24 protein-coding genes and 2 tRNA genes are annotated in these 25,757 nt (G+C 61.5%); 14 read left to right on the forward strand and 12 right to left on the reverse strand.

Annotated features, from left to right (window positions below):
* Positions 1-6 precede the first annotated feature (6 nt).
* Positions 7-672, reverse strand: a complete 666-nt coding sequence (locus tag IG122_RS00315) for an alpha/beta hydrolase (protein WP_193179379.1) — start codon at positions 670-672, stop codon at positions 7-9.
* Between the two features lie 354 nt (positions 673-1,026).
* Here IG122_RS00315 and IG122_RS00320 point away from each other — a divergent pair, with 354 nt between their 5' ends.
* From IG122_RS00320 to mnmA, 7 genes are all read left to right on the forward strand, one after another.
* Entirely contained in the window at positions 1,027-1,440 is a 414-nt protein-coding gene (locus IG122_RS00320; protein ID WP_193179380.1) for an RrF2 family transcriptional regulator, read from the forward strand.
* Positions 1,441-1,512: 72 nt separating this feature from the next.
* On the forward strand, positions 1,513-2,634 hold the full coding sequence (locus tag IG122_RS00325) for a cysteine desulfurase family protein (RefSeq protein ID WP_193179382.1): 1,122 nt from the start codon (positions 1,513-1,515) through the stop codon (positions 2,632-2,634).
* Positions 2,635-2,659: 25 nt separating this feature from the next.
* Positions 2,660-2,980 carry a ferredoxin family 2Fe-2S iron-sulfur cluster binding protein gene (locus IG122_RS00330; protein WP_193179383.1) on the forward strand — a complete coding sequence of 107 codons (321 nt, stop codon included), beginning with the start codon at positions 2,660-2,662 and terminating at the stop codon, positions 2,978-2,980.
* The gene (tenA, locus tag IG122_RS00335) at positions 2,977-3,669 is read left to right on the forward strand and encodes a thiaminase II (RefSeq protein WP_193179384.1); all 693 of its coding nucleotides are present in this window, start codon (positions 2,977-2,979) and stop codon (positions 3,667-3,669) included. The genes IG122_RS00330 and tenA overlap by 4 nt, the downstream gene beginning before the upstream one ends.
* 118 nt (positions 3,670-3,787) lie before the next feature.
* Positions 3,788-5,107: a methyl-accepting chemotaxis protein gene (locus IG122_RS00340; protein ID WP_193179385.1), complete on the forward strand. Its 1,320-nt coding sequence runs from the start codon at positions 3,788-3,790 to the stop codon at positions 5,105-5,107.
* 151 nt (positions 5,108-5,258) lie between these two features.
* On the forward strand, positions 5,259-5,990 hold the full coding sequence (locus tag IG122_RS00345) for a methyltransferase domain-containing protein (RefSeq protein ID WP_193179386.1): 732 nt from the start codon (positions 5,259-5,261) through the stop codon (positions 5,988-5,990).
* A 69-nt stretch (positions 5,991-6,059) separates the two neighbouring features.
* Entirely contained in the window at positions 6,060-7,235 is a 1,176-nt protein-coding gene (gene mnmA / locus IG122_RS00350; RefSeq protein WP_193179387.1) for a tRNA 2-thiouridine(34) synthase MnmA, read from the forward strand.
* 6 nt (positions 7,236-7,241) lie between these two features.
* Here the strand turns inward: mnmA and IG122_RS00355 are convergent, their stop codons facing one another.
* Positions 7,242-7,862 (reverse strand): YqaA family protein, encoded by a 621-nt coding sequence (locus IG122_RS00355; RefSeq protein WP_319024786.1) that lies wholly within the window; start codon positions 7,860-7,862, stop codon positions 7,242-7,244.
* Positions 7,863-7,964: 102 nt separating this feature from the next.
* On the opposite strand from IG122_RS00355, the gene IG122_RS00360 reads away from it, so the two are divergent.
* A tRNA-Leu gene (locus tag IG122_RS00360) sits at positions 7,965-8,051 on the forward strand.
* 103 nt (positions 8,052-8,154) lie between these two features.
* Here IG122_RS00360 and IG122_RS00365 read toward each other — a convergent pair.
* From IG122_RS00365 to IG122_RS00375, 3 genes are all read right to left on the reverse strand, one after another.
* Positions 8,155-10,491 (reverse strand): hypothetical protein, encoded by a 2,337-nt coding sequence (locus IG122_RS00365; RefSeq protein ID WP_193179388.1) that lies wholly within the window; start codon positions 10,489-10,491, stop codon positions 8,155-8,157.
* Between the two features lie 365 nt (positions 10,492-10,856).
* Positions 10,857-11,114 (reverse strand): hypothetical protein, encoded by a 258-nt coding sequence (locus tag IG122_RS00370; protein WP_193179389.1) that lies wholly within the window; start codon positions 11,112-11,114, stop codon positions 10,857-10,859.
* A gap of 17 nt (positions 11,115-11,131) precedes the next feature.
* A complete protein-coding gene (locus tag IG122_RS00375) occupies positions 11,132-11,920 on the reverse strand; it encodes a MipA/OmpV family protein (RefSeq protein ID WP_193179390.1) in 789 nt (262 codons plus the stop codon).
* Positions 11,921-12,111: 191 nt separating this feature from the next.
* Between IG122_RS00375 and IG122_RS00380 the strand changes: the two genes are divergently transcribed.
* The 4 genes from IG122_RS00380 to IG122_RS00395 all read left to right on the forward strand — a co-directional run bounded on the left by IG122_RS00380 (position 12,112) and on the right by IG122_RS00395 (position 16,043).
* Positions 12,112-12,867, forward strand: a complete 756-nt coding sequence (locus IG122_RS00380; protein WP_226893235.1) for a response regulator — start codon at positions 12,112-12,114, stop codon at positions 12,865-12,867.
* A 30-nt stretch (positions 12,868-12,897) separates the two neighbouring features.
* Entirely contained in the window at positions 12,898-14,319 is a 1,422-nt protein-coding gene (locus tag IG122_RS00385; RefSeq protein ID WP_193179392.1) for an ATP-binding protein, read from the forward strand.
* Between the two features lie 44 nt (positions 14,320-14,363).
* Positions 14,364-14,447: transfer RNA gene (locus IG122_RS00390), tRNA-Leu, on the forward strand.
* A gap of 363 nt (positions 14,448-14,810) precedes the next feature.
* Complete coding sequence (locus tag IG122_RS00395; protein ID WP_193179394.1) at positions 14,811-16,043, forward strand: hypothetical protein; 1,233 nt, start codon at positions 14,811-14,813, stop codon at positions 16,041-16,043.
* A gap of 13 nt (positions 16,044-16,056) precedes the next feature.
* Here IG122_RS00395 and IG122_RS00400 read toward each other — a convergent pair whose 3' ends face one another.
* From IG122_RS00400 to IG122_RS00410, 3 genes are read right to left on the reverse strand one after another with little or no spacing between them, the layout of a single operon-like run.
* Entirely contained in the window at positions 16,057-16,935 is an 879-nt protein-coding gene (locus tag IG122_RS00400; protein WP_193179396.1) for a DMT family transporter, read from the reverse strand.
* Positions 16,932-18,200, reverse strand: coding sequence for a TIGR04372 family glycosyltransferase (locus IG122_RS00405; RefSeq protein ID WP_193179397.1), 1,269 nt, complete (start codon positions 18,198-18,200; stop codon positions 16,932-16,934). The genes IG122_RS00400 and IG122_RS00405 overlap by 4 nt, the downstream gene beginning before the upstream one ends.
* A 9-nt stretch (positions 18,201-18,209) precedes the next feature.
* Positions 18,210-19,271 (reverse strand): NAD-dependent epimerase/dehydratase family protein, encoded by a 1,062-nt coding sequence (locus IG122_RS00410; protein ID WP_193179398.1) that lies wholly within the window; start codon positions 19,269-19,271, stop codon positions 18,210-18,212.
* Positions 19,272-19,474: 203 nt separating this feature from the next.
* Here IG122_RS00410 and IG122_RS00415 point away from each other — a divergent pair, with 203 nt between their 5' ends.
* Entirely contained in the window at positions 19,475-20,284 is an 810-nt protein-coding gene (locus IG122_RS00415; protein WP_193179399.1) for an IclR family transcriptional regulator, read from the forward strand.
* 29 nt (positions 20,285-20,313) lie between these two features.
* On the opposite strand, the gene cysE is transcribed toward IG122_RS00415, so the two are convergent.
* From cysE to IG122_RS00430, 3 genes are all read right to left on the reverse strand, one after another.
* Positions 20,314-21,132 (reverse strand): serine O-acetyltransferase, encoded by an 819-nt coding sequence (gene cysE / locus IG122_RS00420; RefSeq protein WP_193179400.1) that lies wholly within the window; start codon positions 21,130-21,132, stop codon positions 20,314-20,316.
* Positions 21,133-21,251: 119 nt separating this feature from the next.
* The gene (locus IG122_RS00425; protein WP_193179401.1) at positions 21,252-22,304 is read right to left on the reverse strand and encodes a permease; all 1,053 of its coding nucleotides are present in this window, start codon (positions 22,302-22,304) and stop codon (positions 21,252-21,254) included.
* Between the two features lie 53 nt (positions 22,305-22,357).
* Positions 22,358-22,678 carry an ArsR/SmtB family transcription factor gene (locus tag IG122_RS00430; protein ID WP_193179402.1) on the reverse strand — a complete coding sequence of 107 codons (321 nt, stop codon included), beginning with the start codon at positions 22,676-22,678 and terminating at the stop codon, positions 22,358-22,360.
* 183 nt (positions 22,679-22,861) lie between these two features.
* Between IG122_RS00430 and IG122_RS00435 the strand changes: the two genes are divergently transcribed.
* Positions 22,862-24,355: an alkaline phosphatase family protein gene (locus IG122_RS00435; RefSeq protein WP_193179404.1), complete on the forward strand. Its 1,494-nt coding sequence runs from the start codon at positions 22,862-22,864 to the stop codon at positions 24,353-24,355.
* A gap of 3 nt (positions 24,356-24,358) precedes the next feature.
* On the opposite strand, the gene IG122_RS00440 is transcribed toward IG122_RS00435, so the two are convergent.
* Complete coding sequence (locus IG122_RS00440) at positions 24,359-25,756, reverse strand: MATE family efflux transporter (protein WP_193179406.1); 1,398 nt, start codon at positions 25,754-25,756, stop codon at positions 24,359-24,361.
* Position 25,757 lies beyond the last annotated feature (1 nt).

A 25,757-nucleotide genomic window follows, 5' to 3' on the forward strand; every position in this document is an offset into this window, starting at 1 on the left:
GCCCCCTTACTTCGCGTCGACCAGCTGTTCGGCCTCGGGCAGCGACTTGTTGAGATAGTCGGTAACGATCTTGTTCACGTCGTCGAGATGCTTGCCGAAATAGTGGTCGGCGTTTTTCACCAGGACATGGTCGATGGTGATGCCCTTCTGCGTGGAGAGCTTGTCGACCAGCTTCTTCACCGAGTCCGGCGGGACGACATCGTCGGAATCGCCGTGCAGCATCAGCCCCGACGAGGGGCAGGGGGCGAGGAAGCTGAAGTCGAACATGTTGGCCGGCGGGGCGATGGAGATAAAGCCGGTGATCTCCGGCCGGCGCATCAGCAACTGCATGCCGATCCAGGCGCCGAAGGAGAAGCCACCGATCCAGCAATAGGGCGCGTTCGGATTGTAGGTCTGCAGCCAGTCCAGCGCGGACGCGGCATCGCTGAGCTCGCCCTCGCCGCGGTCGAACACGCCCTGGCTTCGTCCGACGCCCCGGAAGTTGAAGCGCAGGGTCGAGAAACCGCGATTCACGAAGTTCTGGAACAGGGAATAGACGACCTTGTTGTTCATGGTTCCGCCATGCTGCGGATGCGGATGCAGCAGCAGGGCGATGGGCGCGTTCTCTTTCTTGCTGTGGACGTAACGTCCTTCGAGACGTCCCTCGGGACCATTCATGATTACTTCAGGCATTCGATCCGTTCCTCAACACCGGCAGGCCGGTTTTCCAGTTCCGGGAAGGGGCTAAGAGTCGCAATAGTCTTCTTTCCGCGACCCGGAAATTAACCGCCGCTATCCCGGTTTACTTTCATTGCGCGATGGCTGTAATCTCATTCTGACAGTCGGAGTCTGGCTTTAGCTCAGTCAGGCTGCCGAATTCAAGTGTAGCATTGCTGCTTTGAAACGGAAGCATGGCGCAACGCTACGGACGGTTCTTTGTTCGACCGTCCAAGGGTACTGAACGGATGGGACCCCGTTCTGCTGAAGAGATCGCCGTTGTTGGGGGCATGGCGATGGGTAACGTGTTCGGCACGGGGGTCATATAAGGTGAAATTCAGTACTAAGGGGCGATATGCCGTTATGGCGGTATGTGATCTTGCGCGACACGACGATGGCCGTCCGGTCTCGTTGGCCGAGATCGCATCGCGACAGAAAATTTCAGTCTCCTATCTCGAACAGATGTTTGCACAGCTCCGCAAGGCGCGGTTCGTGCGCAGTGTCAGAGGGCCGGGGGGCGGCTATCTGCTTGCAATAGAACCGGACCAGATCAAGATCTCCGAGGTGATGACTGCGATCGAGCAGCCGGTGCGGGGAAACAGCGACGACGACGGAATGTTCGCGACGAGGGGATGCGCCGACGATCCGACGAAACCGCTTTGGGAGGAGGTCGGGCGTCAGGTCCTCGGATATCTCGATCAGGTCACGGTCGACGATATTGTGTCGGGGCGAATACCCAATTAACTCCGGAGATTCTTGACGGGATTGCCTCGTCTGCCTATCTCGGCTGTGCGTTTCACCGGGATCCGGATCTCCATGCCCGCGACAGTCTATGCCGATTACAATGCGACCGCGCCGCTTCGGGACGTTGCCGTCGAGGCAATGTCGGGAGCGATGCGCTCGGTCGGCAATCCGTCTTCGGTGCATGGGCCGGGGCGGACCGCGCGGGCCGCGATCGAGAAGGCTCGCGCGCAGGTCGCCGCTCTGATCGGCGCTGCGCCGCAAACCATCGTCTTTACGAGCGGCGGAACAGAGGCCTCTGCGCTGGCACTCAAAGGCGCGGGCCGCCGACGGGTCGTGACCAGCGCCGTCGAGCATGAAGCGGTCCTCGCGGCGGTGCCGGACGCGGTCCGGCTTCCCGTCGACGCGAACGGCATCCTTGATCTCGATGCCCTCCGCTCCGCGCTCGAGGCGGATGGAGGTGAGACACTCGTCTCGGTGCAGTGGGCCAATAACGAAACCGGAGCCCTGCAGCCGATAGAGGAGATCGCCGCCCTCACGCGCACGTTCGGCGCGCTGCTGCACAGCGACGCCGTGCAGGCGGCCGGGAAGCTTCCGCTCGACGTCACCGCCGCCGGCCTCGATCTGCTGTCGCTTTCCGCGCACAAGATTGGCGGGCCCGCGGGAGTGGGAGCGCTCTACGTCCGCGAAGGACTGGATCTTGCGGCGGTGCAGACCGGCGGCGGACAGGAAAAGGGGCGCCGCTCGGGAACCGAGAACAAGATCGGAATCGTCGGGTTCGGCGCGGCAGCCGGAGCCGCCCGTGAAACGCTTGCCGATTGGGATCGCGTCGCCGCCCTGCGTGACCGGTTCGAGGCCGCGGTCCGGGCCGCGGGTCCGGGCGCGCGGATCTTTTCCGCCGCGGCGCCGCGGTTGCCGAACACGAGCTGCGTCTCGCTCTCGGGCGTGCGCGGCGAAACCCAGGTGATTGCGCTCGATCTTGCCGGCATCGCGGTCAGTTCGGGCTCCGCCTGCTCTTCCGGAAAGGTCCGCCGCAGTCACGTGCTCGACGCCATGGACCCGGGTTCCGCCGATGCCGAAACGGCAATCCGCGTTTCCCTTGGCTGGGAAAGCATTGACGAAGATGTCGACAGGCTTGTCGACGCATGGTGCGATTTGTACAACCGCGCGTCAGCCGACACAGAACGATCCGTCTGAGATCGAGAAAGCAACGGAGAGAAACTTGCCCCGCATGACATTCATCGGCCGCGACGGCACCCGGCAGGAAGTCGATGCCCCGCTCGGATACACGCTGCTGCAGATCGCACGCGAGAACGATGTGGATATCGAAGGGGCCTGCGAGGGATGCCTCGCCTGCGCCACCTGTCACGTTCATGTCGCAGCGGAGTGGTTCGACAAGCTGCCGGCGCCGAGCGACGACGAGGAAGACATGCTCGATCTCGCTTTCAATCTCTCCGACACCTCCCGTCTCGGCTGCCAGATCCGCATTACCGAGGAACTCGACGGGCTCGTCGTCACCCTGCCGCCGGACGGCTCGGCATGAGCGCTGCGCTCATTCAGGAGGGAAGTTATCTCGATCGCCTGATCCGTTCCGCCCCCGAGGCCTGGTCGGCCTATACCGGACACCGCTTCGTCGCCGGCATGGCGGACGGCACGCTGCCGGAAGCGGCCTTCCGGCACTATCTCGGCCAAGACTATCTCTTTCTGATCCATTTCGCCCGCGCTTATGGGCTCGCCGTCTACAAGTCCGAGCGGCTCGAGGACATGCGCGCGGCCTCCGCCGTGATCAGCGGCATTCTCGACGTCGAGATGGAGTTGCACGTCAAATACTGCGCCGGCTGGGGGCTCTCCGAGGTGGAGATGGCGGCGCTTCCCGAAGATCCCGCGTGCATGGCCTATACCCGCTACGTGCTGGAGCGCGGCATGGCGGGCGACGTGCTCGATCTGCATGCGGCGCTTGCGCCCTGCGTCGTCGGCTACGGCGTGATCGGGCAGCGGCTTGCCAACGACCCGTTGACGAGGCGGGAAGGCAATCCCTATCTTGCCTGGATCGAGATGTATTCGGATGAGGAGTATCTCGACCTCGCCCGCGGCGCGGCGGCGCATATCGAGGATCTCGCCGCGCGGCGAGGCGGTGAGGCCCGCTTTGCCGAACTGGCGAAGACCTTTGAGGCCGCCACCGTTCTCGAACGCGATTTCTGGCAAATGGGGCTTGATGCGGTAGCGGGTTAACCATTTTCGTTGTATGGAAAATACACGCGCTTTCTGAATGTAATGGCGTCGCTCTACCGTAAAGAGTAGGCTGTATGCTCAAAAATATAATTTAGATCAATAGCTTAAGGCGGGTTTTATGGTGGAAATCCGGATCAAGCATATCGCCTGGCTGGTGATCTGCGGCTTGGTGGCATTCGGAGTGGTTCTCGTCGCGGCAGTGGTTGCTTTGCATGCCGAAATCGGGTCTCTCCAGGACACATGGGCGAGCCTGAAAACCGATTCGGAAGCATCGGCTCTCCTCGGACAGCAGATTTCCGACCTCCGAGAGGTCATTGCGCTCGCCTTCTGGGGGGTGCCGCCGCTGATGGTCTTCGGTGTCGCGGTAACGGTCTGGGTCTATTTCTTCCGGATAACAAATCCCCTGACCTCCCTGACCTCGACGACGTCGGTGCTGGCGGGCGGCGGTACAGATGTCGAGGTCGAACATACTGACCGGAAGGATGAAATCGGCGAGCTGGCGCGTGCCATGCTCGTCTTCAAGCAGAACATCATCCGCGAGAGCGAAGCCCGCGCCGAAAAGGAGCGCCTGCAGCAAGCGGAGCTCGAGAAATATCAGCAGGTATCCAGACTGACCGACGAGTTCGAGGCGGTGATCAAGGCCTTCATGGACGATCTGACGTCTTCTGTCGCCGACCTGAAAGAGACGGCGAAGAGTCTCGACCAAGTGGCGGGAACCAATCAGAGCCAGTCCGGGCAGCTCGAGGCCTCCGCCGGTACGGCGACCCAGAGCGTCGAAATGGTCAGTCAGGCGGCGGATGAACTCTCCCGTTCGATCCAGCGGGTCGTCGAGAGCGTGCAGACCTCAAGCCGGATCGCCGCCCAGGCGGTCGAGAAGGCGCGTAGCGCCGACGAGGCCATCGCGACTCTCGAGCACAATTCCCAGAAGATCGGCGAGGTGGTCGGTCTGATCCGCGATATCGCGGAGCAGACGAACCTCCTGGCGCTGAATGCGACCATCGAGGCGGCACGCGCCGGCGAGGCGGGCAAAGGCTTCGCGGTGGTCGCGAACGAGGTCAAGAACCTGGCAAATCAAACCTCCAGTGCGACCGGCGAGATCGAGAACCACATTCTCGAAAATCAGGACAACACGCGGAATATCGTCGGCATCATCCGGGAACTCAGCGACACCATCGACCGGATGGAGCAGAACAGCCGCGAAGTCTCCGACACGATGAGCGAGCAGCACGATCACACGAGACAGGTCGCGATGAACACGCGGCAAGCGACGGACAGTGCCCACGAGGTCAACAATGTCGCAGCGAGCCTCGGAAAATCGTCGTCCGAAACGCTTCAGGTCGCGGACCGGATGGCTGCGGCTTCGGAGAAGTTGGACGAGCGCGCCCGGATGCTGTTCGAAAAGGTTCAGGCCTTCCTGTCCAACATCAACCGCATCTGAGCGGATGAAGAAAGCCGCCCCATATTGGAACGGGCGCCATGAATCGGACGGGTTGACGGTTCGCGATTGTGGGTATGTATTCTCCGGCCTGCGTCGCCTGTGCTACGCTTGTTTTCCCTGACAAGACTGATTCGGAGGGGGCTGTCGATCCGTGGGCTTGAATGTATGGGAAATCGGCCAGATCGCGTGGCTTATCGAGAATCTGAAAAAGCGGTCTCAAGGCGGAACTTTCAGAACGCTTAGCCTCGGATATCCGGACCTTCTGATCAGCCGTCCGCAACTGGTTGCCCTGATCGGCGAGGAAGCGACGTCCCGGGTATCGCTCCGGGAAAACGCGGAGCATATCGCGCGGGCCCACAAGCAACATCATCTGCAGGGATATGTCCCCGATGCCAAGGATCTGTTCGCAGAGTTTGGATCAGATTTTCTGGCGATCGATATCCAGCAGTTCCCCACGACCGATATGGTGGTCGACCTCAACGAGCCGCTTCCGGAGTCACTTGTCGGTCAATTTGATCTGGTGATCGATCCCGGGACGACAGAGCATTGCTTCAACGTGGCGCAATGCATGAAGAATTCCTCCAGCGCTCTCAAGGTCGGCGGCGGAATCTTCCATCTGGTGCCCGGGAGCTATATCAATCACGGATTCTATTCGTTCTCCCCGACCTTCTTCCTCGATTACTATGAGCGAAACGGGTTCCTGACCCTGAAGATAGTGCAGGTCAGTTTTGACGATGACTGGAATGCGACCGAGCACGACCGGATGACGTTCGACGTGCTGGACGATCTGCCTGCCGGTCCGGTCCTTCTGGATGTTATTGCCCTGAAGGTCGAGGAGAAGGAGATCACCTGGCCGCGGCAGCGAATGTATGGTGGTCCCTAGATATGTGACGGGGAGCCATGCATCGAGATTTCTTGTCTCCGGCGTGGCTTTTCCTATATTGCGCCCATCATGACCGCCACGAAGCTCAACTCGCTCGGTATTGCCAAGGCCCCGAAGGACACACGGGTCGTCGTCGCCATGTCCGGCGGTGTCGACAGTTCCGTGACCGCGGCGCTGATGGCCGAGCAGGGCTATGACGTGGTCGGCATTACCCTGCAGCTCTACGACCATGGTGCGGCGCTCGCCAAGAAGGGCGCCTGCTGCGCCGGGCTCGACATCCACGATGCCCGCAACGTGGCTGACAAGCTCGGCTTTCCGCATTACGTGCTCGATTACGAGAGCCGGTTCCGGCAGGAAGTGATCGACGACTTCGCCGACAGCTATCTGCGCGGCGAGACGCCGATCCCCTGCGTGCGCTGCAATCAGACGGTCAAGTTCCGCGATCTTCTGGCGACCGCGAAGGATCTGCAGGCGGACGTGCTCTGCACCGGCCATTACGTGCGCCGGGAAGAGGGGCCGGAAGGCGCGGAACTGCACCGGGCGATCGATCCGCAGAAGGATCAGAGCTACTTCCTCTTCGCTACCACGCGCGCGCAGCTCGATTTTCTCCGTTTCCCACTCGGCGGGATGGAGAAGGAGGAGACCCGCGAGCATGCGCGGCGCTTCGGTCTCGCCATCGCCGACAAGCCGGACAGCCAGGACATCTGCTTCGTGCCGAACGGCCGCTATGCCGAACTGGTCGAGAAGCTGCGTCCCGGCGCGGCGGAGCCGGGCGAGATCGTGCATGTCGACGGCACCGTGCTCGGACGGCATGACGGGATCATTCATTACACGGTCGGCCAGCGCAAAGGCCTCGGCATCGGCGGGCGCCGGGACGAGGACGGCAATGCGGATACCGAGGCGCTCTATGTCGTGCGGCTCGACCCCTCGGCACGGAAAGTCATCGTCGGCCCGCGCGCTGCGCTGGGACGGGACACGGTCTTCGTCGGCGAGCTGAACTGGCTCGGCGACGCATTGCCCGGTGACGAGGGCGTGTCCATCGAGGTCAAGCTGCGTTCGGCCTCCAGGCCGGCGGGAGCCACGCTCTACAGCAATCCGGACGGATCGGGGCGGGTGGTGCTCGATACCCCGCAGCACGGGATCGCGCGCGGCCAGGCAGCGGTGTTCTACGCGCCGGGCGACTCGACGCGAGTGCTTGGCGGCGGCTGGATCACCGGCACGGAAGAACGCGCCGAAGCGGCCTGATCCCGCCTATCCGAGAAACTTCACCAGTGCGAAACCGCCGATCAGCAGCAGGAAGGCCGCGGTGGTCCAGAGACCCAGGTTCTTCTCGATCGTCTTCTGCACCGCCGGCCCGAAGCGCCAGCAGAGCGCCGCGACGAGATAGAAGCGGATGCCGCGCGCCAGGACGGAGGCGATGACAAAGATCGCGAGATCGAGATGGGTGACTCCGCTGGCGATTGTGATCACCTTGTAAGGGAACGGCGTGATCCCCGCGCCAAAGACGATCCAGGCGCCCCATTCGTTGTACTGCGCGGTGAAGGCGGCGAACTTTTCCGCATAGCCGTAGAACTCCAGCAGCGGCAGGCCGACGGTTTCGTAGAGCAGCGCGCCGATGGCGTAGCCGGCCAATCCGCCGATCACAGAAGCGGCGGTACAGATTCCGGCGGCGCGCCAGGCGTTCCTTCGGTCCGCCAGCACCATCGGGATCAGCATGGTGTCCGGCGGGATCGGGAAGACCGAGCTTTCGATGAAGGAAATCAGCGCCAGCCAGTAATTGGCGTGCCGGTGGGCGGCGGCCCGCATCAGCCGGTCGTAGGTCGCTTGCAGCATGTCGTCCTGCCTGTCCTGAAGCCTGATCGGGCGCGTCACCGCTCCGCTTTATCAGCCGCCGGCGGCAGCGCGCAAGGCCGCCGCTTGGCGATTGACCGGGCAAGCTGTTTGGCTATGATGCGCGCTCCTCGCCGAGGCGGGGCCCCTGTGGCGGAATCGGTAGACGCGGCAGACTCAAAATCTGTTTCCGGCAACGGAGTGGGAGTTCAAGTCTCCCCGGGGGCACCAAATATCCCATCAGAGCAAATCGGAATACTGGCTCCCCCGGAGGGGGCGACGTTCGTGGGCGGGAACGCCGCTTCTGGATAAGCGCTTCTCTCGTGCGTAAGGCTCAAGAATCTGTTGCGGTCGTCTGGGTCACTTCATAACCGACGACCCAGGGTTTCTGTTTGCTAAGGACTGCCGGCAAGATCTGCAGTGTCGGGGTCTGGTTTCCGAAGCCAAAAAGCAATACGTTCTCGTTCACCTGAGCAAACGCGGTTTGCCCGTCAGGAACTTCGGACCCTTCGTGAATTTGCGTGAAATTGCCGAGTTGAGCGCTCCATTGCCAGCCCAGATCCTGCGTCTGAGTGATCGAATGCTCGATCTCAAAAGTGCTTTTCTCGCTTGAGTGGAACACGCCGATACTGACCTTACCGCCGACTGAGACCGTATTCGTGGTCGATTTCGTGCCGGTCTTGGAATAGCTGAACAATGTGGAAGCGGAACTTGGCGGGTTATCGATTAATCCGGTAAGTCCACCAATAATATTCGAGCTTGACTGATTGCCCAGATCGGCCGGAACAAGGTTGCACTCCGTGGTCCTCGCTCCGGCGAAGGCGCTGTACCAGTTCAGCTCAGGGCTGCTTCCGCAATTCGAGCTTTGTGGCCAGGTCGCGATTTCGGTCGGATCGGAAAAAACATAGAGAGCGGGAGGTCCTGCGGCGATGCTCGGATTGGTGGGGGCTGTTGACGGGTCCGTTATATAAAACGCACAAGTGCTGCTGATTGGATCGTCGAGCGGACTATCGAGAAAGATGGAAATGAGTGTTATTGGATCCTGGCCATTGTAGCTGATCTGTTTGTTTCCATCGAATGTGTACAGCTGGTAGTCGTACCGCGTGTAGGTGGGTTCGAGAAAAATATACCATCCGACGGTGTTTCCGTCAGAGGCGAGTTGATTTATTTCCGCACTCAGAGACTCGGAAGAAAGCTTACTGACGTTGTAATTAACTTCACTGCCGGTGCTGACGGAATTCGAGTAGGTCGCGTCGACTGAAAAGACCTGGCCGATACCTGGTCCGGCGCTGACGCTCACTCCGGCCGTGGTTTTGTAGGACAATGTCTGGCCGCCGGAATCCTGAGTCTGCAAGCCGAACACCGAGGTGCTGGAACCGTAGTCGAAATTCGTGGGGTAGGGTGGGGGGCCGAGGATAATGCCTTGCAGAATCCAGGCTGAAACCGCTGCGTCCCATTCGTCCGGATCGCCGGAGCTCGCCGTTGTCGGAGCTGTTTCCGGCGACCCAATCTGCTTCAACTGATATTTCTGAAAAGTGATTGACGTCACGAATGGGGCTGTCTTGTCTTCGGGTTGGTTCCTGTAAATGCAGCAAAAAAGTTGGAGGAACGAATATGCGACCTCAGGCGAGCTGTTCGGTTTCCTAACTGTTACGCTGCAGGCACCGAGGTTTGCCGGCACGACAGTCGGCCATGTCTGTTCGATCAATTCAAACGAGGTTATGTCGGAAGGATCTCCCGTCCCATCGAGGGTCCCGCAACCGACAAATACTCTCCCATATCCGTAAGCTAGATTTGACTTTGGAGGCTCCTCTTCTTCCAGAATCAGCATCAGGGTATATCCGGGCGTCGTGGACTGCGGCATAGAAGCATCCGGGGCCAGGCAACCCGATCCGAGGCGGAGCGCCGGTTCCGCATACTGCGTATGGTTCGGGACGGTAATATTCGCTTGGTATTCCGAGAGCTCCGGAGCGTCGTTGAGGAGGTCAAGGCCGTACAATTTGACTGCAACTTGGCGGGTCCCGGCCGATGCTCCCATGACCGCCACCATGACCTGGCCTCCGCCGTGCCCGGAGGCCGGCAGCAACATGCTTTCTGCATCGATGCTCGAAATTGAAGAGAAGAATGAAAGCGGAATGAGCGTCGGCGCCGATAGTCGGATGCCGTCAAAAGTAGAGATCGAAAGCGCTGTATCCGTTGCGATGATCAGAAAGGCAATGCGGCCTGCCGAGGCAAGTTTGACGTCACGAATCGCTCCGGTTGGTGCTTTAAATTCCGTCTGATCGATTGCCGGTGTCGGGAGAGCGAAATTGAGGCTCCCGTCCGATGTCGGCTGTTCCGTAAAAAATGAGAGGCTGACAAATTCGCAGGTGCCAGGGTCGATAACGGTTTCGCAGAGGAAAAGTACGTCGGAATTAAAGGCACAGAATGAGAAGAGGAACGTTTGGACAGGGGCGCTGTAATCAAAATTGAATTCAAGGAATCCCTGGCTTGTTTGATTGAACGATTCACTGCAGAAGATGCCGTTGCTGTCGTCGTACGCGACGCTGCCTTTATAGATGAAACTTCCTTTAGGGCCGCCGCCTGGTGGATAGGGATTACCTTTATTCGACCATTCGTAACCAAACTGATATGCGAGATAGATTGAATCGTTCCAATTAATGGTGCCCATTCGCGGACGGGCGTTCCAGCCGAACTGAAGGTAGTTGGCTGGTAACCCGACACTAGGCTGCAACCATTGATATGGGTATGTCATTTCTTGCGGCCTTTCTTCTGAGCTACGCGATGCGGCGCGAGGCGGTGCGAAGCTATGCCGTCGTAGGCATCCTATAGGCGCAAAAAAAATACATGCAAAGATTGCATATTTTGTCAAGGACGGAGCTTTTTATGAGTCGGTGGCTCGGTAACGGTGCACCGCTGAAACGCCTTGAAATGTCGCGCGACGTCAAGGCCGCGGAAGACTCAAAATCCGTTCCCGACAACGGAGTGGGAGTTCAAGTCTCCCCGGGAGCAGCATTTCATCAGGAACGGGGCATTTCACCCCGATGTGTCCGCCCCATCGGCGTGAGCGATCGGCGGGATGCGACGGGCGCCGGTTTTGCGGTGAACTGCGTTCATCGCCCGGTACATGCGGGCGAGAAACTCCTGCAGTTCATCGCGGGCTTCGTCGAAGCAGGACCATTCCTCGAGGCCGGCCCAGATCATCTCTGCCGTGACGTCGCTATCGGCGACGGGCGCCCGGTCGTGCCCCGGCGGGCACTCCGGCGCGGCGGATTTGGTTTCGATTTTTTGCATGTTGTCGTCCAGCCGGACTAGAAGCGGTAGCCGACGAATATCCCGGTCATGAAGGCGTCGGCGGAACCCTGTCCGTCCACGATCGGACTGTCCGCAACGTCGCCGAGGAGCCGGCTGTATCCGACCATTCCGGTGACATTCCAGTTCTCGGTCAAAGCGTAATTGACACCGATTGACAGGCTGACATCCTTGAACCCGGCGTCAGGGCTGTATTCCCGGTAGCCGCTGCGGAGCGACTGGCCGGCATCGATGCCGAAAAAGGACTGCGTATAGTCCTCGTCAGCCCAGGTTGTTGCGATTCCGGCCTGCACGGACCAGGTTTCGTCAAAACGATGCCTGTATCCGCCTTCAAGCTCGACGGTCATGCCCTCATGCCCGTCTCCGACATCCTGAAATGCTTTGAGTCCGGCGGAGAACGGCCCGTTGTCATAGCTTATGAAGCCGCCGATCTCGGCGGAACCGTCAACACTGCCGAGCCCGTTCAGCGCATCATTGTCGTCGTCGTCTCGTCCCATCTGATAGCGCACAAGCGGACCGATCTTGAGCTGATCGCCCGGCCGGGTGCCGTTCCAGACGAAAAGGTTGGCCCCAAGCGACGGACCGTCCAGAAAGACAAGATCCTTGTAGCTGATATTTACCAAGGGCAGCGGGCTGGCTTCATAGTCGTCGCTGCCTTCATAGTCAGGTTTGACCATGGCGCCGGCGCCGATCTGGATATCCCAGTCGGACGCAGGTTCTTCTGCCAATACACTGCAGGAACTGCCCAGGATCGCCAACGCGCTGATCATCAGGATCTGGGCTGTCATCCGGGCGCCGATCACTTTGGCAATTTGGCATCTCATATCTAAAATCCGTTCGCTGTATGCGTTGCGAAGGCAAACTACCGAGAGCGACGGCGTGATGCGTGTCGGTAGCGTATCAATATGTTTCAGAATGTTGCTGTGCCGTGCCGGCCGCGAGCGAAAGAGCTACCATCCCATTCAGTCGGAGAGACCCAATGGACCAGAGCGGCAGCCTGAATGGCGGCGGGACGCATGTCCTTGTCGTCGATGACGATCAACGGATCCGCACGATGCTGGCGCGGTTTCTGGTGGATCACGGTCTTCGTGTCAGCCAGGCGAGCAACGGAGTGGAGATGTTTCAGGTAAGCGCCGATGCGCGGATAGACGTCATCGTTCTCGACATCATGATGCCCGGCGAAGACGGCCTTTCGCTGTGCCGCCGGATGCGGGCGGAAAGCCCGGTGCCGATTATCCTGCTGACCGCGATGAATGCCGAGACCGATCGTATCATCGGGCTGGAGATCGGTGCCGACGATTACGTGGTGAAACCTTTCAATCCGCGCGAGCTGCTGGCTCGTATCCGTGCCGTTACACGGCGGATGATGGCGAACAGCACGGTTCCGAAAGGCCGTGGGAGTGCCACATACACGTTCGAGGGCTGGGTGCTGGACGCCAACCGCCGGACGCTGATCTCGCCCGACGGTGCTTTGACGGATCTCACAAGCGGCGAGTTCGACTTGTTGACGGTTTTCCTTGAGCATCCGCAGCGCGTTCTGAACCGCGACCAGTTGCTCGATCTCGCTCATGGCCGGTCGAGCCAGGCTTACGATCGCAGCATAGACGTCCAGATCAGCCGTCTTCGCCGCAAGATCGAAGCCAATCCACAGGCCCCCGTTCTCATCAAGACGGTCAGGAACGAGGGATATTTTTTCACGGCTACAGTCACCGACTTGCCCAAGGCAGGAGGGTGAGCGGTGGCCAGTCATGGAAGCAGTTCGCTCATGCGCATACCGGTTTGGTCCCGCCTGCGCCTCGCCCCGCGGATCGGAATTGTCATCGTCGTGACGTTCGTCGCGACAACCGTGACGGACAAGCTTCTCGGAATGCTGGTCGGCATGCCGGACATCCTGTTTTTTGAGCAGAATTGGCTGGTCGACACGGTGGTCGAAACGGTGCAGCGCGCCGAGCAAGCAGGCTCTGGGGAGCGGGCCGGGGAGTTGGAGGCCTTGCCGGGCGCCCAATGGCTTGAATTCGAAGAGACGGTCGAGCAACCGATAACCAATCATTGGGAGCAGCATGCATTCGGAATCCTCCGGGAGGAACTGGCCGGGCGCCTGGGTCTGCAGGTTGATGACGTGCTTGTGCGGACTGGCGATACAGAAGGACCCGAGCGTGCTCTGACTCCGATCGTGATCATTCTCGAGAGCATCCCGATGCTGATCTCCGATCTGATAGAAGACGATACCGACAAGATGGTCGTGGAGCATCTGCGGATTGCCGTCCGCCTATCGTCCGGGGGATGGCTTACGATCTCGCCCAAGAGCGATGGGCTGGAAACGGCCCGCCTCGTTCGTAACCTCCTGGTGCCAATCGCGGCCATTCTGCTGATTTGCAGCCTGTCGGTCTGGGTCGCGCGCAGCATCGTACGGCCATTGACCGACCTTTCCGCCGCTGCGGAGCGTCTCGGACGGGATCGTGAGCCGACGCCGATCGGCAATTATGGAAGCCCAGAGCTGCAGGCGATCTCCGACTCTTTCAATCAGATGCAGCATGAGCTGAAACGTTTCGTCGACGAACGCCTTCAGTTGGTCGCCGCCATTTCCCACGATCTGCGCACGCCGCTGACGCGGCTACGGCTCTTTGCCGAGTACCTTCCGGATGCGGAACAGCGTCGCACGGTCCTGGCCGATATTGCTGAAATGGAGGCTATCGTCAGCTCGACACTGACTTTTGCCAGTCATCAGCTCAGCAAGGAAACTCCGGAAACGGTCGATCTCGCCGCCCTCCTGATCAGCATTTGTGACACGGCATCCGATGCTGGCTGCGCTGTCTCTTATGACGGCCCGGACCATGCTCTCATTGCCTGCCAGCCGGTAGCCATCCGCCGTGCTTTCGCGAATTTGATCGATAACGGCTGCAAATATGCGAAATCGGTCAAGGTGGCGCTCGACGTTACGGCGGAGGCAGTCCGGGTCATGGTGTCGGACGACGGCCCGGGAATCCCGGCGGATCAGGTCGAGGTGGCCCTCCGCCCCTTTGTTCGGCTGGAGACTTCGCGTAACCGCGATACCGGCGGGAGCGGTCTCGGCCTTGCCATTACCGACGAAGTGATCCGGGCGCACCGTGGAATTCTTGCTTTTGCACCCGCGCCGCCGCATGGCCTGGAAGTGTCCGTTACACTGCCGAGAGTGCGGGATCGCTGATCAGCCGATGATCGCCATGAGCCGGGGGTAAACGCCGAGGCAGGGCCCCCCGTGGCGGAACCGGTAGACGCGGCAGACTCAAAATCTGTTTCCGGCTACGGAGTGGGAGTTCGAGTCTCCCGGGGGTACCGATCGGACTTTCCCGCGAATGTTACCGTTCGATAATCCTGCGTCGGCCGCTTCCCTTTTCTCGGATCGCAACGGGTTTGCCGGTTTTGAGCATCCAGCTAACGATCCGATAACGGCCGTTTTGCAATTCCTAGCCTGCAGAAAGCAGCGAACGTACATCGAGCCGGATGGTGCGACGCTGCGGTTCACGAATGCAATTTGTGCGCTGACGCCATGCCTCGGGGCAGGATTCCGGGGTTGCGTTTTCGCGGGTGCGGTAACCAATCGTTAACGTAATCGTGGTGACATAGCCCTAAATTCTTGCAAAATCAGAGAATTTTTGCCGTAATCACGGCTCACACAGATGCTTGGGACGCCGCCTGATGGCGAATAATATCAGTGTCGCGCAGACCTTTGAACGGCGTGGGACGACGGTGCCTTTTACGGCAAACGAGTCGTTGCGCCACACTCGCGCGCGCATCTACAAGCACGGCAATGACCGCATACTCGAAGCCGTGATCCCGAGCCTTGGCGGCGGACGGCGCGGCGAGCTGATGGTCGTGCCGTGGAAGGATCTGCCCAATTTTGTCCCGCTCAACGACAGGGACCGCGAGCTTCATGACGGCATCCCGGGGATCGTCGGCAAGAACGGCATCGATCCGCTGCAGGTCCGCGAACTGGTGAACAAGATCAACGCCGCCCATTCGGACGATCCGGAGGTTCGCGCCAGGGCCCAGGCCCAGGCGAAGCAGGACAGCGAGGACAAGGAGGTTGTCCGCATGTCCTGTATCGCGCAGTTGATGAAGGAATGCGGGATTGAACGCGGCGACCCGGTGATGGCGAGCGCCAACACCAAAACCCTCGTCGAATTGATGACGGCGGAGGAATCAAAGGCTCATTTCGATCTCGAGATGCTGATCGACCGGGTATTTCTGTTTGCCTCCCAGCGCAGCGGGGTCAGCGTCGACAATGTCCGTGAATGGCTGGAGCCGCTGGTCGGGCTGATCACACCGTTCGGCACGGTGAAGGGCACGCAAAAGGACCGCACCAACGGGCACCTGTTTCTCGAGCATGTAAACCTGATGGAGTTTCGCAAGTCCGTTGCCGCCTATCTGGCGCAGAAGCCGGACGAGTACGGTGCCACCGCCGAGATCCTGCTGCAGGTGATCGACCAGACCATCATGTATGTCGACGAGCGCATCGTGACGCTGGACTCCCTCTTGGGCAGTTTCGCGAACGTCTTCGGCAAGCAGGACGCGAACGTCTCCTACCTGATCAAGCTGCGCCGGGATGTGGCCTATGCGCTCGATGGCTGGGCAAGCCTGATCGAACGCTGGACGGAGGCGGACGCGGAGGACTGCAAGGTCGCGGGCAACGTTGAACACCGCGACAAGGCGGTTGCCTACGTGATGAATTTCCTGCCGATCATCCCGCACAAGGAACTCTATCCGGACGACGGATTCGATACGCAGGCGAGCATCGAGCGCGCCCGGGTCAAGATCGTCGCGGCCATGCATTCCTGGTCGACCGAGGAACTCGATATCGAACTGGCGCGCCGGGTCGAAAAGGGTCAGAAACAGGTCGAGACCGAGGACGCCGGACGGCTGATTTCCTGACCGCCGGGGGAGTTCAGGCGCGTTTCGCCTGCGGCAACACCACCATTGCCACGCCGCCTGCCGTGACCAGAATGCCGATGCCGGCAAGGATGCTGATCTCCTCCCCGAACGCGATATAGGCCATCACTGCCGCCGTCGGCGGCACGAGATAGAACAGGCTCGCCACCTTGGTCGCCTGCCCGTGTTTGATCAGCATCATCAGCAGGGAGAAGGCGCCGAGTGAAACCGCGAGCGAAAGCCAGAGAAAGGCGCCGATAAAGGCTGGCTCCCAGACCAGCTTCATAGTCTCGAAAAGGGCGGCGCCGGCAAGCGTGACGAGGCAGCCGGTGGCGGCCATGACGGCATTTCCTGTCAGCAGGTTCATCTCGGCGGCGTTCCGCTTCTGGTAGAGCGTGCCGAAGCTGATCGAAATGAGGGCCAGCACGGAAAAGCCGATGCCGAGCATTGTGACGCCCTCGACACTGATCCGGTCCGAGAGCACGAGCACCATGCCTGCGAAGCCGACGAAGCATCCGGCCCATTGCCGCGCGCTCGGCGGTTCGCCGAGGAAGAGCCCGGCGGCGACCGCCGTCAGCACCGGCTGTAGCCCCGAAACCAGCGCGACCAGTCCGGACGGCATCCCGCTCCGGATGGCGATGAAGACGCTGGAGAGATAGAAGGCGTGCAGGAACAGCCCGACCACGGCGATGTCGAAATAGGCCCGGGGGGAGCGGGGCCAGGGAGCTCTCGCCGCCAGCGCCATGGCGGCGAAGATCACTGTGACGAAACCGAAACGGGTGGTCAGGAAGGTGAAAGGCTCGACATGAGCGACGCCGAATTTGGCGGCGATAAAGGCAGAGCTCCAGAGGATCACGAAGATCATCGGAGCCACAACCTGCGACAGGAATGTCATTCAAGAAAATCCGGGTTGGCACTCTGATTGGCGACGGAGAGCCGCGTCCAAGGGAGAGCATAGGCGAACTGTGTGAGGGCGGCTGTCAGGCTCCGAGCGTCTCGCGGATGACCCGTCTCGTCCAGGAAGAGTTGGTACTCTCTGCCGATCTCCAGAAAGCGTCCAGCATCGCAAGATGGCGTCGCGGTCTCGGCGACCCCCACCAAAGCGTCCATTTCCTCCACGCTTGCAAGGATCTCGGCGGCGCTGTTGTCCTCGACGACGAAACCGCACTGTTTCACCGCTTCGGCATCCGCATGAAGTGCGACACCACCTTCCAGCATGGCGGTCAGCCGGGCCGGCTTGCCGTCCTCGACGGTGCGGTAGGACTTGAAAAGTAGCCGGTCGCCGGGATTGGTCCACATCTCGCATTGCAGGATACAGTTGACTATGATCTGCGGGATGCCAAGAACGCGGAACACAGCTTCCGGTCCCGATGAGCAGGTGATCCCGAAGCACGCCCGTGCGATCAGTCCCGGATCGAGCAGGGTGGTGTAATCCGGCTCCCGCCAGACCTCGACATAGCGCGGATCGTCGATCGGACCGGGGACCGAGCCGTCGACGCCGAGGCGCATTACCCAGTAGCCCTTGTCGAGCAAATGCCGGATTGCCGGGACATATGTCGAGATATCGGCGGTCCGGTAGAAATGCATCTCCTGGTCGGCGAGAAAATTCCGGTCCCTGACATTGAGCACGACCAATCGGTCGCTATCCGTCATTCCACGGCTCGCACAGAAGTCGCGGGCGGCATCCCGCACCTGGGGTGGCACTTCGAAGTGGCGCGGCCGTGCACCGGTTTCGATCAGACGCTTGATGTAATTGTCCAGGAGTCCGCTCGGCCCTCTCTGAAACCAGGTGAGGTTCTGCTGCTCGAGGATTCCGGCATCCACATGACCCATGATCATGATCCCGGGTTCGTCAGTCTCCTGGATCCGGAAATAGGGATCGATGACGGCGCGCATGCCGAGGCTGTGGGGGGCCACGCGGCTGTCGGGAAAGAGCAGGACCATGCGATCATGGGACTCTCCGTAGAGTTCCCATAGCGCGTGCGGCTCCATGGCGATATGGCCGATGCGCCAGGCCAGCGGCATGATATGCAGCACGCAGCGGCGCCCTCCAACGAGATGCGGGCCGACGATCTGGATCAGCCGGGCGACGCGCTCCGGGTCAAAGATGCGCCGAAGCTGTGTTGCTCCGAGCCGGTTGATGGATTGCGATTCCGCCAAAACCTCTCCCTAGGACAGCAGCGGCTGGAGACTTTCCCGCTTGGCCTCCAGCCAATCGAAGATCTCGTCGAGCAGTATGTCGAGAGGACGTTTCGGCGCCCAGCCGAAAGCAGCCATGGCACGCCGCGCATCGGTTACGAACCAAGGGATGTCCGCCGGGTTTGTGTCCGGATGAGATACGATATCGAGTTCCCGGCGAGCGCGGGCAGCACAAGCCGCACTCAACTGGCGAAGCGAAGTGGCGTTCGCTTTGCCGCCGCCGACATTCCACACGCCCTTGGCCGAGATCTCCATGTCGGCGAGCTGACGGACCAGGAGATCGTAGAGGTCCGCGACATGCAGCACGTCGCGGACCTGATGCCCGAAACCGCCGAAGCCGTTGTAGCTGAGTTTGCCGCCGTAAAGATGACGCGCGGCCCAAAGACACATGAAGCCCTGATCCACCTTTCCCATCTGCCACGGACCGGCGAGCACACCGCAACGGTTGATGATGGCTTTCAGGCCGAAGGCGGCACGGTATTCCTCGATGAACTGCTCCGAGGCGAGTTTCGTCGTGCCGTAGAGCGAGCGGTGACCGTCGAGAGGAAAACCCTCTGCGATGCCATGCTCCGACCACCCCGGGCCGGTCGCTCCGGACGGGATCGATAGGGCGTGGTTCTCCGTCTCCAGCGGCAATGCACACAGAGGATCGATCGGGTAGATCCGGCTGGTGGAAAGGAAGACCATGATGGCATCGTGGTGCCGCGCGGCTTCCAGGCAATTCAGCGTGCCGCGCAGGTTCGTGTCGAGCAGGTAGGCCGGGCTGCCGGAATAACCGGCCTGAACCGAGGGTTCGGCCGAGCATTCCAGCAGCAGATCCATCGGTCCCAGTGCCGCGATGTCGTCCGGCTCGCGAATGTCGGCATGCTCGAAACGGATTCCTGCCTCCCTGAGGCGCGGCAGGTTGAGCTCGCTTCCGCGCCGCTTCAGGTTATCGGCGGCGATGATCTCGGCGGACGGATTGTCGTTTTTGAAGGCAAGGGCAAGGCTTGAGCCGACGAAGCCGGCGCCACCGGTTACGAGAATGCGCATAGGTCTTTCGTCAGCTCCCGGGCTCTGTCTGACTCGACTTAGCGCAGCCCCGTCAGCGGGGCAAACTCAAATGAGAACCATTCATTCCAAAAATGCAATTGTATCCCACCATGCGGAAACTTAGAATGAATCAAAACCGGACGTTGGCAGTAAAGTCGCGCCAATAGAAATTGTATACAAAGCTAAGGGAAACATACGAGCACATGACCGCATCTCCCAAGCGATCGGATGCAGAACGGTCAGGCCAGATCCAATCTGTCGCACGCGCTATAAGCGTTCTGAACGCGCTCGCGGCGGACGAGGACGGCATGACCCTGACAGAGATTGCCCACACCGTCACACTGCCACCCTCAACGGTGCACCGGCTGCTCACGACGTTGCAGCAGGAGCGCTATGTCCGTTTCGATACCGAACGCGGCGCCTGGCAGATCGGCGTGCAGTGTTTCGCCGTCGGCAATGCCTTTCTGCGCACCCGGGATCTCGTCGCGATCACCCGTCCCTATATGCGCCGCCTGATGGAGGAGAGCGGGGAGACCGTCAACCTGGCGGTCCGCGACCATGACGAAATGGTCTATCTGGCCCAGGTTGAATGCCGCGAGATGATGCGGGCCTTTGCCAAGCCGGGCGCGCGTGTGCCCATCGCCGGCTCCGCCGTCGGCAAGACCTTGCTGGCGCGGATGAAGACCGACGAGGTGTCGAAACTGCTGGCCCGGGTCAGTGCGGAATACAAGACGCGCCGCACCATCGACGCTCTGCCGAGGATGGAAGCGGAACTCCAGCGTGTTCGCGACGTCGAATTCGCTGTCGACAACGAGGAACACTCGGTCGGGCTGCGCTGTGTCGCCTCGGCTGTCTTCGGGCATCACAGCGAACCGCTGGCGGCGATCTCGATCTCGGGGCCGACCGCACGTATCACCGACGAGCGGATCGACAAGCTCGGAAAGATCGTCTGCTCGGTCGCACGCGAGGCGACCGCCGCGCTCGGAGGAATCTGGCCGCAGAAGGCAGCCTGAGCGCATCCGCGCTCAGGTTCGCCCGCAGGTCAGTCGTAATCTTCCTCGAGAAACTGCTGGTTCATGGAGAGGGCCGGCTGCTCGCAGCCGGCCGTGCCCACTTCTTTCGCCGGCACGCCGGCGACGGTGGGGGTCGGCGGCACGGTCTTCTCCACCACGGACCCCGCGCCGCCGCGGGAGCATTCTCCGACTTCGATATTGCCGAGGATTTTTGCGCCGGCACCGATCATGGTGCCGCGGCGGACCTTCGGGTGACGGTCGCCGGTTTCCTTGCCGGTACCGCCGAGGGTCACCGCGTGGAGCAGGGAGACGCCGTCCTCGACCACCGCGGTCTCGCCGATGACAAGGCCGGTGCCATGGTCGACCATGATGCCCTTGCCGATGCGGGCGGCCGGGTGGATGTCGACGCCGAACACGCTGGCAATCCGGCTCTGGAAATACTTGGCGAGATATTCGCGCCCGTGGCCCCAGAGCCAGTGGGAGATGCGGTAGGCCTGCAGGGCGTGGAAACCCTTGAAGTAAAGGAACGGCTCCAGATAGCTGGTGCAGGCGGGGTCGCGCTCGTAAGTGGCGGAGAGATCGGCCCGGGCCGCCTCGCCGATCCTCGGATCGGACAGCACGGCGCTGTGCACGACCTGGTAGACCGAGAGATCGCTCATTTCCGGCCCGCCGATTTTTTGCGAGATCAGATAGGAGAGCGCGTCTTCGAATGTCTGCTGATCGAGGACACTTGCATGCATCCAGCTCGCAAGCGCGGATTCCTGGTCAGCCCAAGCCGCCGCATCCCTCAACATGTCGTTCCAGACCGGATCGAGGACCGCTTTAGGTCTCGGATTTATGTCCACCATTCAGTCCTCCCCGCTGCATCCGCGGCGTCGTTGGCTGCAGGGCCCGTCAGAGGCCCGGCGGTGTCAGCTTAAGTAAGCACGTCGCTTGCTGAAGCAATAACCGGCTAGATGCAAGGATATCATGCCGAAATCGCAAGATAGAGGGCAAATCCGTACGCCGTGGCGAGCGACCCGAGCAGACCGAGCGCCAGGTACCAGGCGAAGACACCACCGCGTACCAAGGCGAATACGGCCATGGACGCGGGAATGCTGGTGATCCCGCCCGCGATCATGAAGGCGAGGCCTGCCGCCGGCATCATACCGAGATCCATCAGGCCGCCGACCAGCGGGATTGCCGCGTAGCCGTTGAGATAAGTCGGCACGCCGACCAGAATGGCCGCCGGAATGGTCCACCACTCGCCGCCGCCGAGATAGGTCGCGATCTTGTCCGCGGGCACGTAGGCGACCATCAGGCTCTCGAGCAGGAAGGCGAGGGTCAGCCATTTCAGCAGAAAGAGGCCTGTGGTCCTGGCTTCGCCTGCAAAGGCCGAGCGCCGCTCGGGCTCCGACCAGAAGGACCAGACGATCTTTTCCGTTCTAAGGGCGCTGGAGCCGCCGCAGCCGCTGCCGCATCCTTTGGTCAGTTGCGGCCGCAAGGCGTCGCTGAAGGCGCCTCCCTTGATCATGACATGGGTGGCGAAACCGGCGACCGCGCCGATCCCGAAGGCGGCGAGCATTTTGGCGACGGTGAATTCAACGCCCATCACCGGCAGCATCAGGATGAACATCTCCGGATCCATCAGCGGCGAGGCGAGCCAGAAGGCCATGACCGGAGCCAGGGGAACGCCGGCGCCGAGCAATCCGGCGATGATCGGTACCACGCCGCAGGAACAGAAGGGCGACAGCGCGCCGAAGGCGGCGGCTAGCATGATCGCCCGTGGGGCATTGCCGGAAAAGGCGCGCCCGATCTGGTGGTCGAGACCGCTCGCCCGGGCGAAGGCGGCAACGGCCACGGAAACGGCGAGGAAGGGGGCGATGTTGATCAGGGCGTTGATCGTGAAGCGGGCGCTGGTCGGCATTTGCGGGGGCGCCAGAAGCGCGAGTGCGCCGAAGAGCAGGGCGATGACGATCCAGACCCGGTCGATGCGGCCGAACCTGAGCGAGAGGGAGCGTGTCAGTTCTGCGGTGGTCATGATCTTGTCCCGTGATTCCAGAATTGTCGAATTATTTTCGCAAATAAAAAGGCTCAGGCGCCTTCCTGTTCTTCCATCGGCACGACATCGAGACCGCTGCAGCACTCGGCACAGAGATAAGCGACGAGCTGGTTGGCCAGTTCGAAATTCGCCGTGCAGCGCAGCACCCTTCCTTCCCGTTCCTGGCGGGCGAGACCGGCCCAGACCAGATGCGAGATGTGATGGGAGAGGGTCGATTTCGGGATGTTCAGATGCCTCTGAATATCCCCGACAGACACCCCCTCGGGCCCCGCCTTGATCAGCAGGCGGAACGCCTCAAGCCGATGCGGGTTGCCGAGTTCGGAAAGGCACTTCGATGCGGTTTCGATATCCATGGGCCCAATCTAATCGCGTTGAGGAACCGAGTCAACGATTGTTCTAGACTTATCGAACTGAAATAAATTTGCAGCCATCCTGTCGCATTCCGTAACGCAGCTTTCACGCGGAGGCATCTTGCCCGGCGTTCTTCGCGGGAGGAGAATGCCGGGTCTTTTGCCCATGTCTCGTGAGGTTATTCCATGCCGCGGCCGCGTTTTCTCTTCGTGCTTTTCGACGGCCTCCGCCGGGACATGGTGCGTGCCGACACCGCGCCGGCCATCCATGGTTTCCGCCAGACCTGGACCGATTTTCCGAACAGCGCCTCGGTCTTCCCCGTAGAGACCCGGGTGCAAGTGTCCAGCTTCGTCACCGGGTCCTTTCCGGGGCATGCCGCGCTGCATCCGGCGGGCGACAACCAGCGCCCGGGACACGGGATCATGGGCAACAGCTTCTACGATCCTGATCTCGGCTTCGACGGGCCGATGGATACTTCGGACGATGCCAAGATGACAGCGGCGGCGAAGCATTACGGTCGCCTGCAGGGCTCGCGCAATATCGGCGAGATCCTGCACGAGGCGGGACGGAAATATGCCGTGGTCACGACCGGCAAGATCGGGAATGCCCGTCTGCTCAATCTCGGCGCCGCCTCTCAGGGCCAACCGGTGTTCTCGATCTGGGGCGCGGATATCTCCAGCCCGGCGGCGGAATTCGACGCGGTTGTCGAACGCTTCGGTCCGGTTCCGGAACAGCAATTGCCCAATGTCGCGGTGATGGACTATGCGGCGAGCGTGCTGCTCGAGGAGTTCATTCCGAAGCACGACGCCGACGTTCAGGTGGTCTGGTTCAACGAGCCGGACCTCAGTTTCCATTACCGGGAGATCGGCTCGCCGGAGAGCCTCAGGGCGATCAAGGCGGTGGACGATGCTTTCCGCCGCATTCTCGATTGGTGGGAAGCCGTGGGCCGGGAGGAAGGCTGGCAGATCGTCGCCGCCTCCGATCACGGCCAGATCACCGTCACCGGGCAGATCAATGTCGCAGACGAACTGGCGAAGGCCGGGTTCCGGGTCGGCCGGGCGATCGGTCCGGACGTGGACGTGGTCGTCAAGCGGAGCTACGCGGGCGGCATCAGCATCCGGGATCGCGACCCGGAGATCACGGAGAAGGTCTTCGACTGGCTGATCCGGCAGGACTGGTGCGGTCTCGTCTTCAGCCGCGAGGAGCGGCAGGGCGCGCTGCCGATGAGCGCGATCAACGTCGCGGGCAGCCGGGCGCCCGATCTCTACATGGTGCTGCGCACCTCGGACGGCGCCAACGCGCATGGTTATCCGGGGCTGGCCTATGCCGATAACGGCGACATCTCGGTCGGCGGTGGCATGCATGGCGGGCTGCACCAGCACGAGCTGAACAACCTGCTCACCGCCGGAGGCGACCTGTTCCGCGAGGCACATGTGGTCGAAACGCCGACGGGGCTGGTCGACATCGTGCCGACCATGCTGGCCGCGCTGGAGGTCGAGGCGCCGGAGAGCATGACCGGGCGGGTGCTGGCCGAGGCCTTCCGCATCGAGACCCGTCCGCCGTTCTGGCAGGAAATGCTGCTGCGCGCGGAGCGCGGCGACTATGCCCAGGAACTCCGCGTCGCGCAGGTCGAGGGCGCGCCGAACCACTATCTGCGCGGGGGCCGGCGCACCGCCTGACGGTTAGGCCGGTGCGTCGTGCCGGGCGATCGCCCGGCGCATCAGCACCTCGAAGCGGATCATCAGCGCGAAGCAGGCGGCGGTCAGCCCGACCGCGAGCCCGCTCCAGACGCCCGCGCCCTTCAGATCGAACTCGAAGGCGAGCAGGGCGCCCGCCGAGAAACCGAAGACCCAATATCCGAGGAACGCCAGAACCGCCGGGATCGTCGTGTCTTTCAACCCGCGCAGACTGCCCGCTGCCACGGCTTGCCCCGCATCGACGAGCTGGAAGACCGCGCTGATCCAGAGGAACAGGACGGCAAACCTGACGGCGTCCGCATTCTCCGGATCGTCGAGGTGCAGATAGAAGCCGACGAGGATCTCGCTCCCGAACCAGAAGATCAGGGCGGCGATCACCGCGAATCCCACCCCGACAAAGGCCGATATCCGGCCCGCGAGCAGGGCGTCGTGCAGCCGCTTGCGGCCCATGGCGAGGCCGACCCGGATGGTCGCCGCCTGGCTGACGCCGAGCGGGACCATGAAGGTGACCGACGAACATTGCAGCGCAACGGCGTGCGCGGCGAGCTGGTCGGGACCGAACAGGCCGACCATGAAGGAGCTTGCCGCGAACAGCCCGGCCTCTGCGAGAACGGTCAGACCGATCGGCACACCGATCTTCATGATCTCGAAATAGCGGTGCCAGTCCGGGCGCCAAAAGCGGCCGAACAGGTTGTAGCGCCGGAACTTGCGGTCGGTCAGCACGAAGGCGGTCTGGGCCAGGAACATGAAGCACTGCACGGCGACCGTTGCGATGGCGGCACCGACGAGCCCCATTTCCGGAAAGCCGAACCTGCCGAAGATCAGGCCATAATCCAGCACGGCGTTGAGGCCGATGGAGACGATCAGGATCACCATCGAGGACCGCGGCCGGGAATGGGCGGTGACGAAATTGCGCAGCACCGTGAAGCACATCAGCGGCAGCAGTCCCCATTTGGCATGTGCGACATAGGTGTCGGCGGTCGCCGCGAGCCACGGATCCTGGCCCATCAGGAGCATCAGTGCCTCGGCATTCGAGAGCAGCGCTATGCAGGGGATGCAAAGGGTGATCGCGACCCAGAAGCCCTGGCGCAATGTCCGCCTGACGCCGCGCAGATGGATGCCGCCGATCTCATGGCTGAACATCGCGGCGGTCGCGGCAAGCAGGCCGATGCCGAAGAATACCAGCGGGAAGATCGTGGAGGTCGCCAGCGTGGCGGCGGCCAGTTCTTCCGGGCCGAGCCAGCCTATCATGATGACGTCGATGGTGTTCAGCGCGATGGTGGCGAGCTGTGTCAGAACCAGCGGCCAAGCGAGTTTCAGGGTCGCCGAAAGTTCATGGCGCCACGGCGTGCGGACAGGAGTGATCGTGGAAAAATCGGTCATG

Origin of the sequence: Nisaea sediminum (assembly GCF_014904705.1) — a bacterium.
In the GTDB taxonomy this organism is placed as follows: Bacteria; Pseudomonadota; Alphaproteobacteria; order Thalassobaculales; family Thalassobaculaceae; genus Nisaea; species Nisaea sediminum.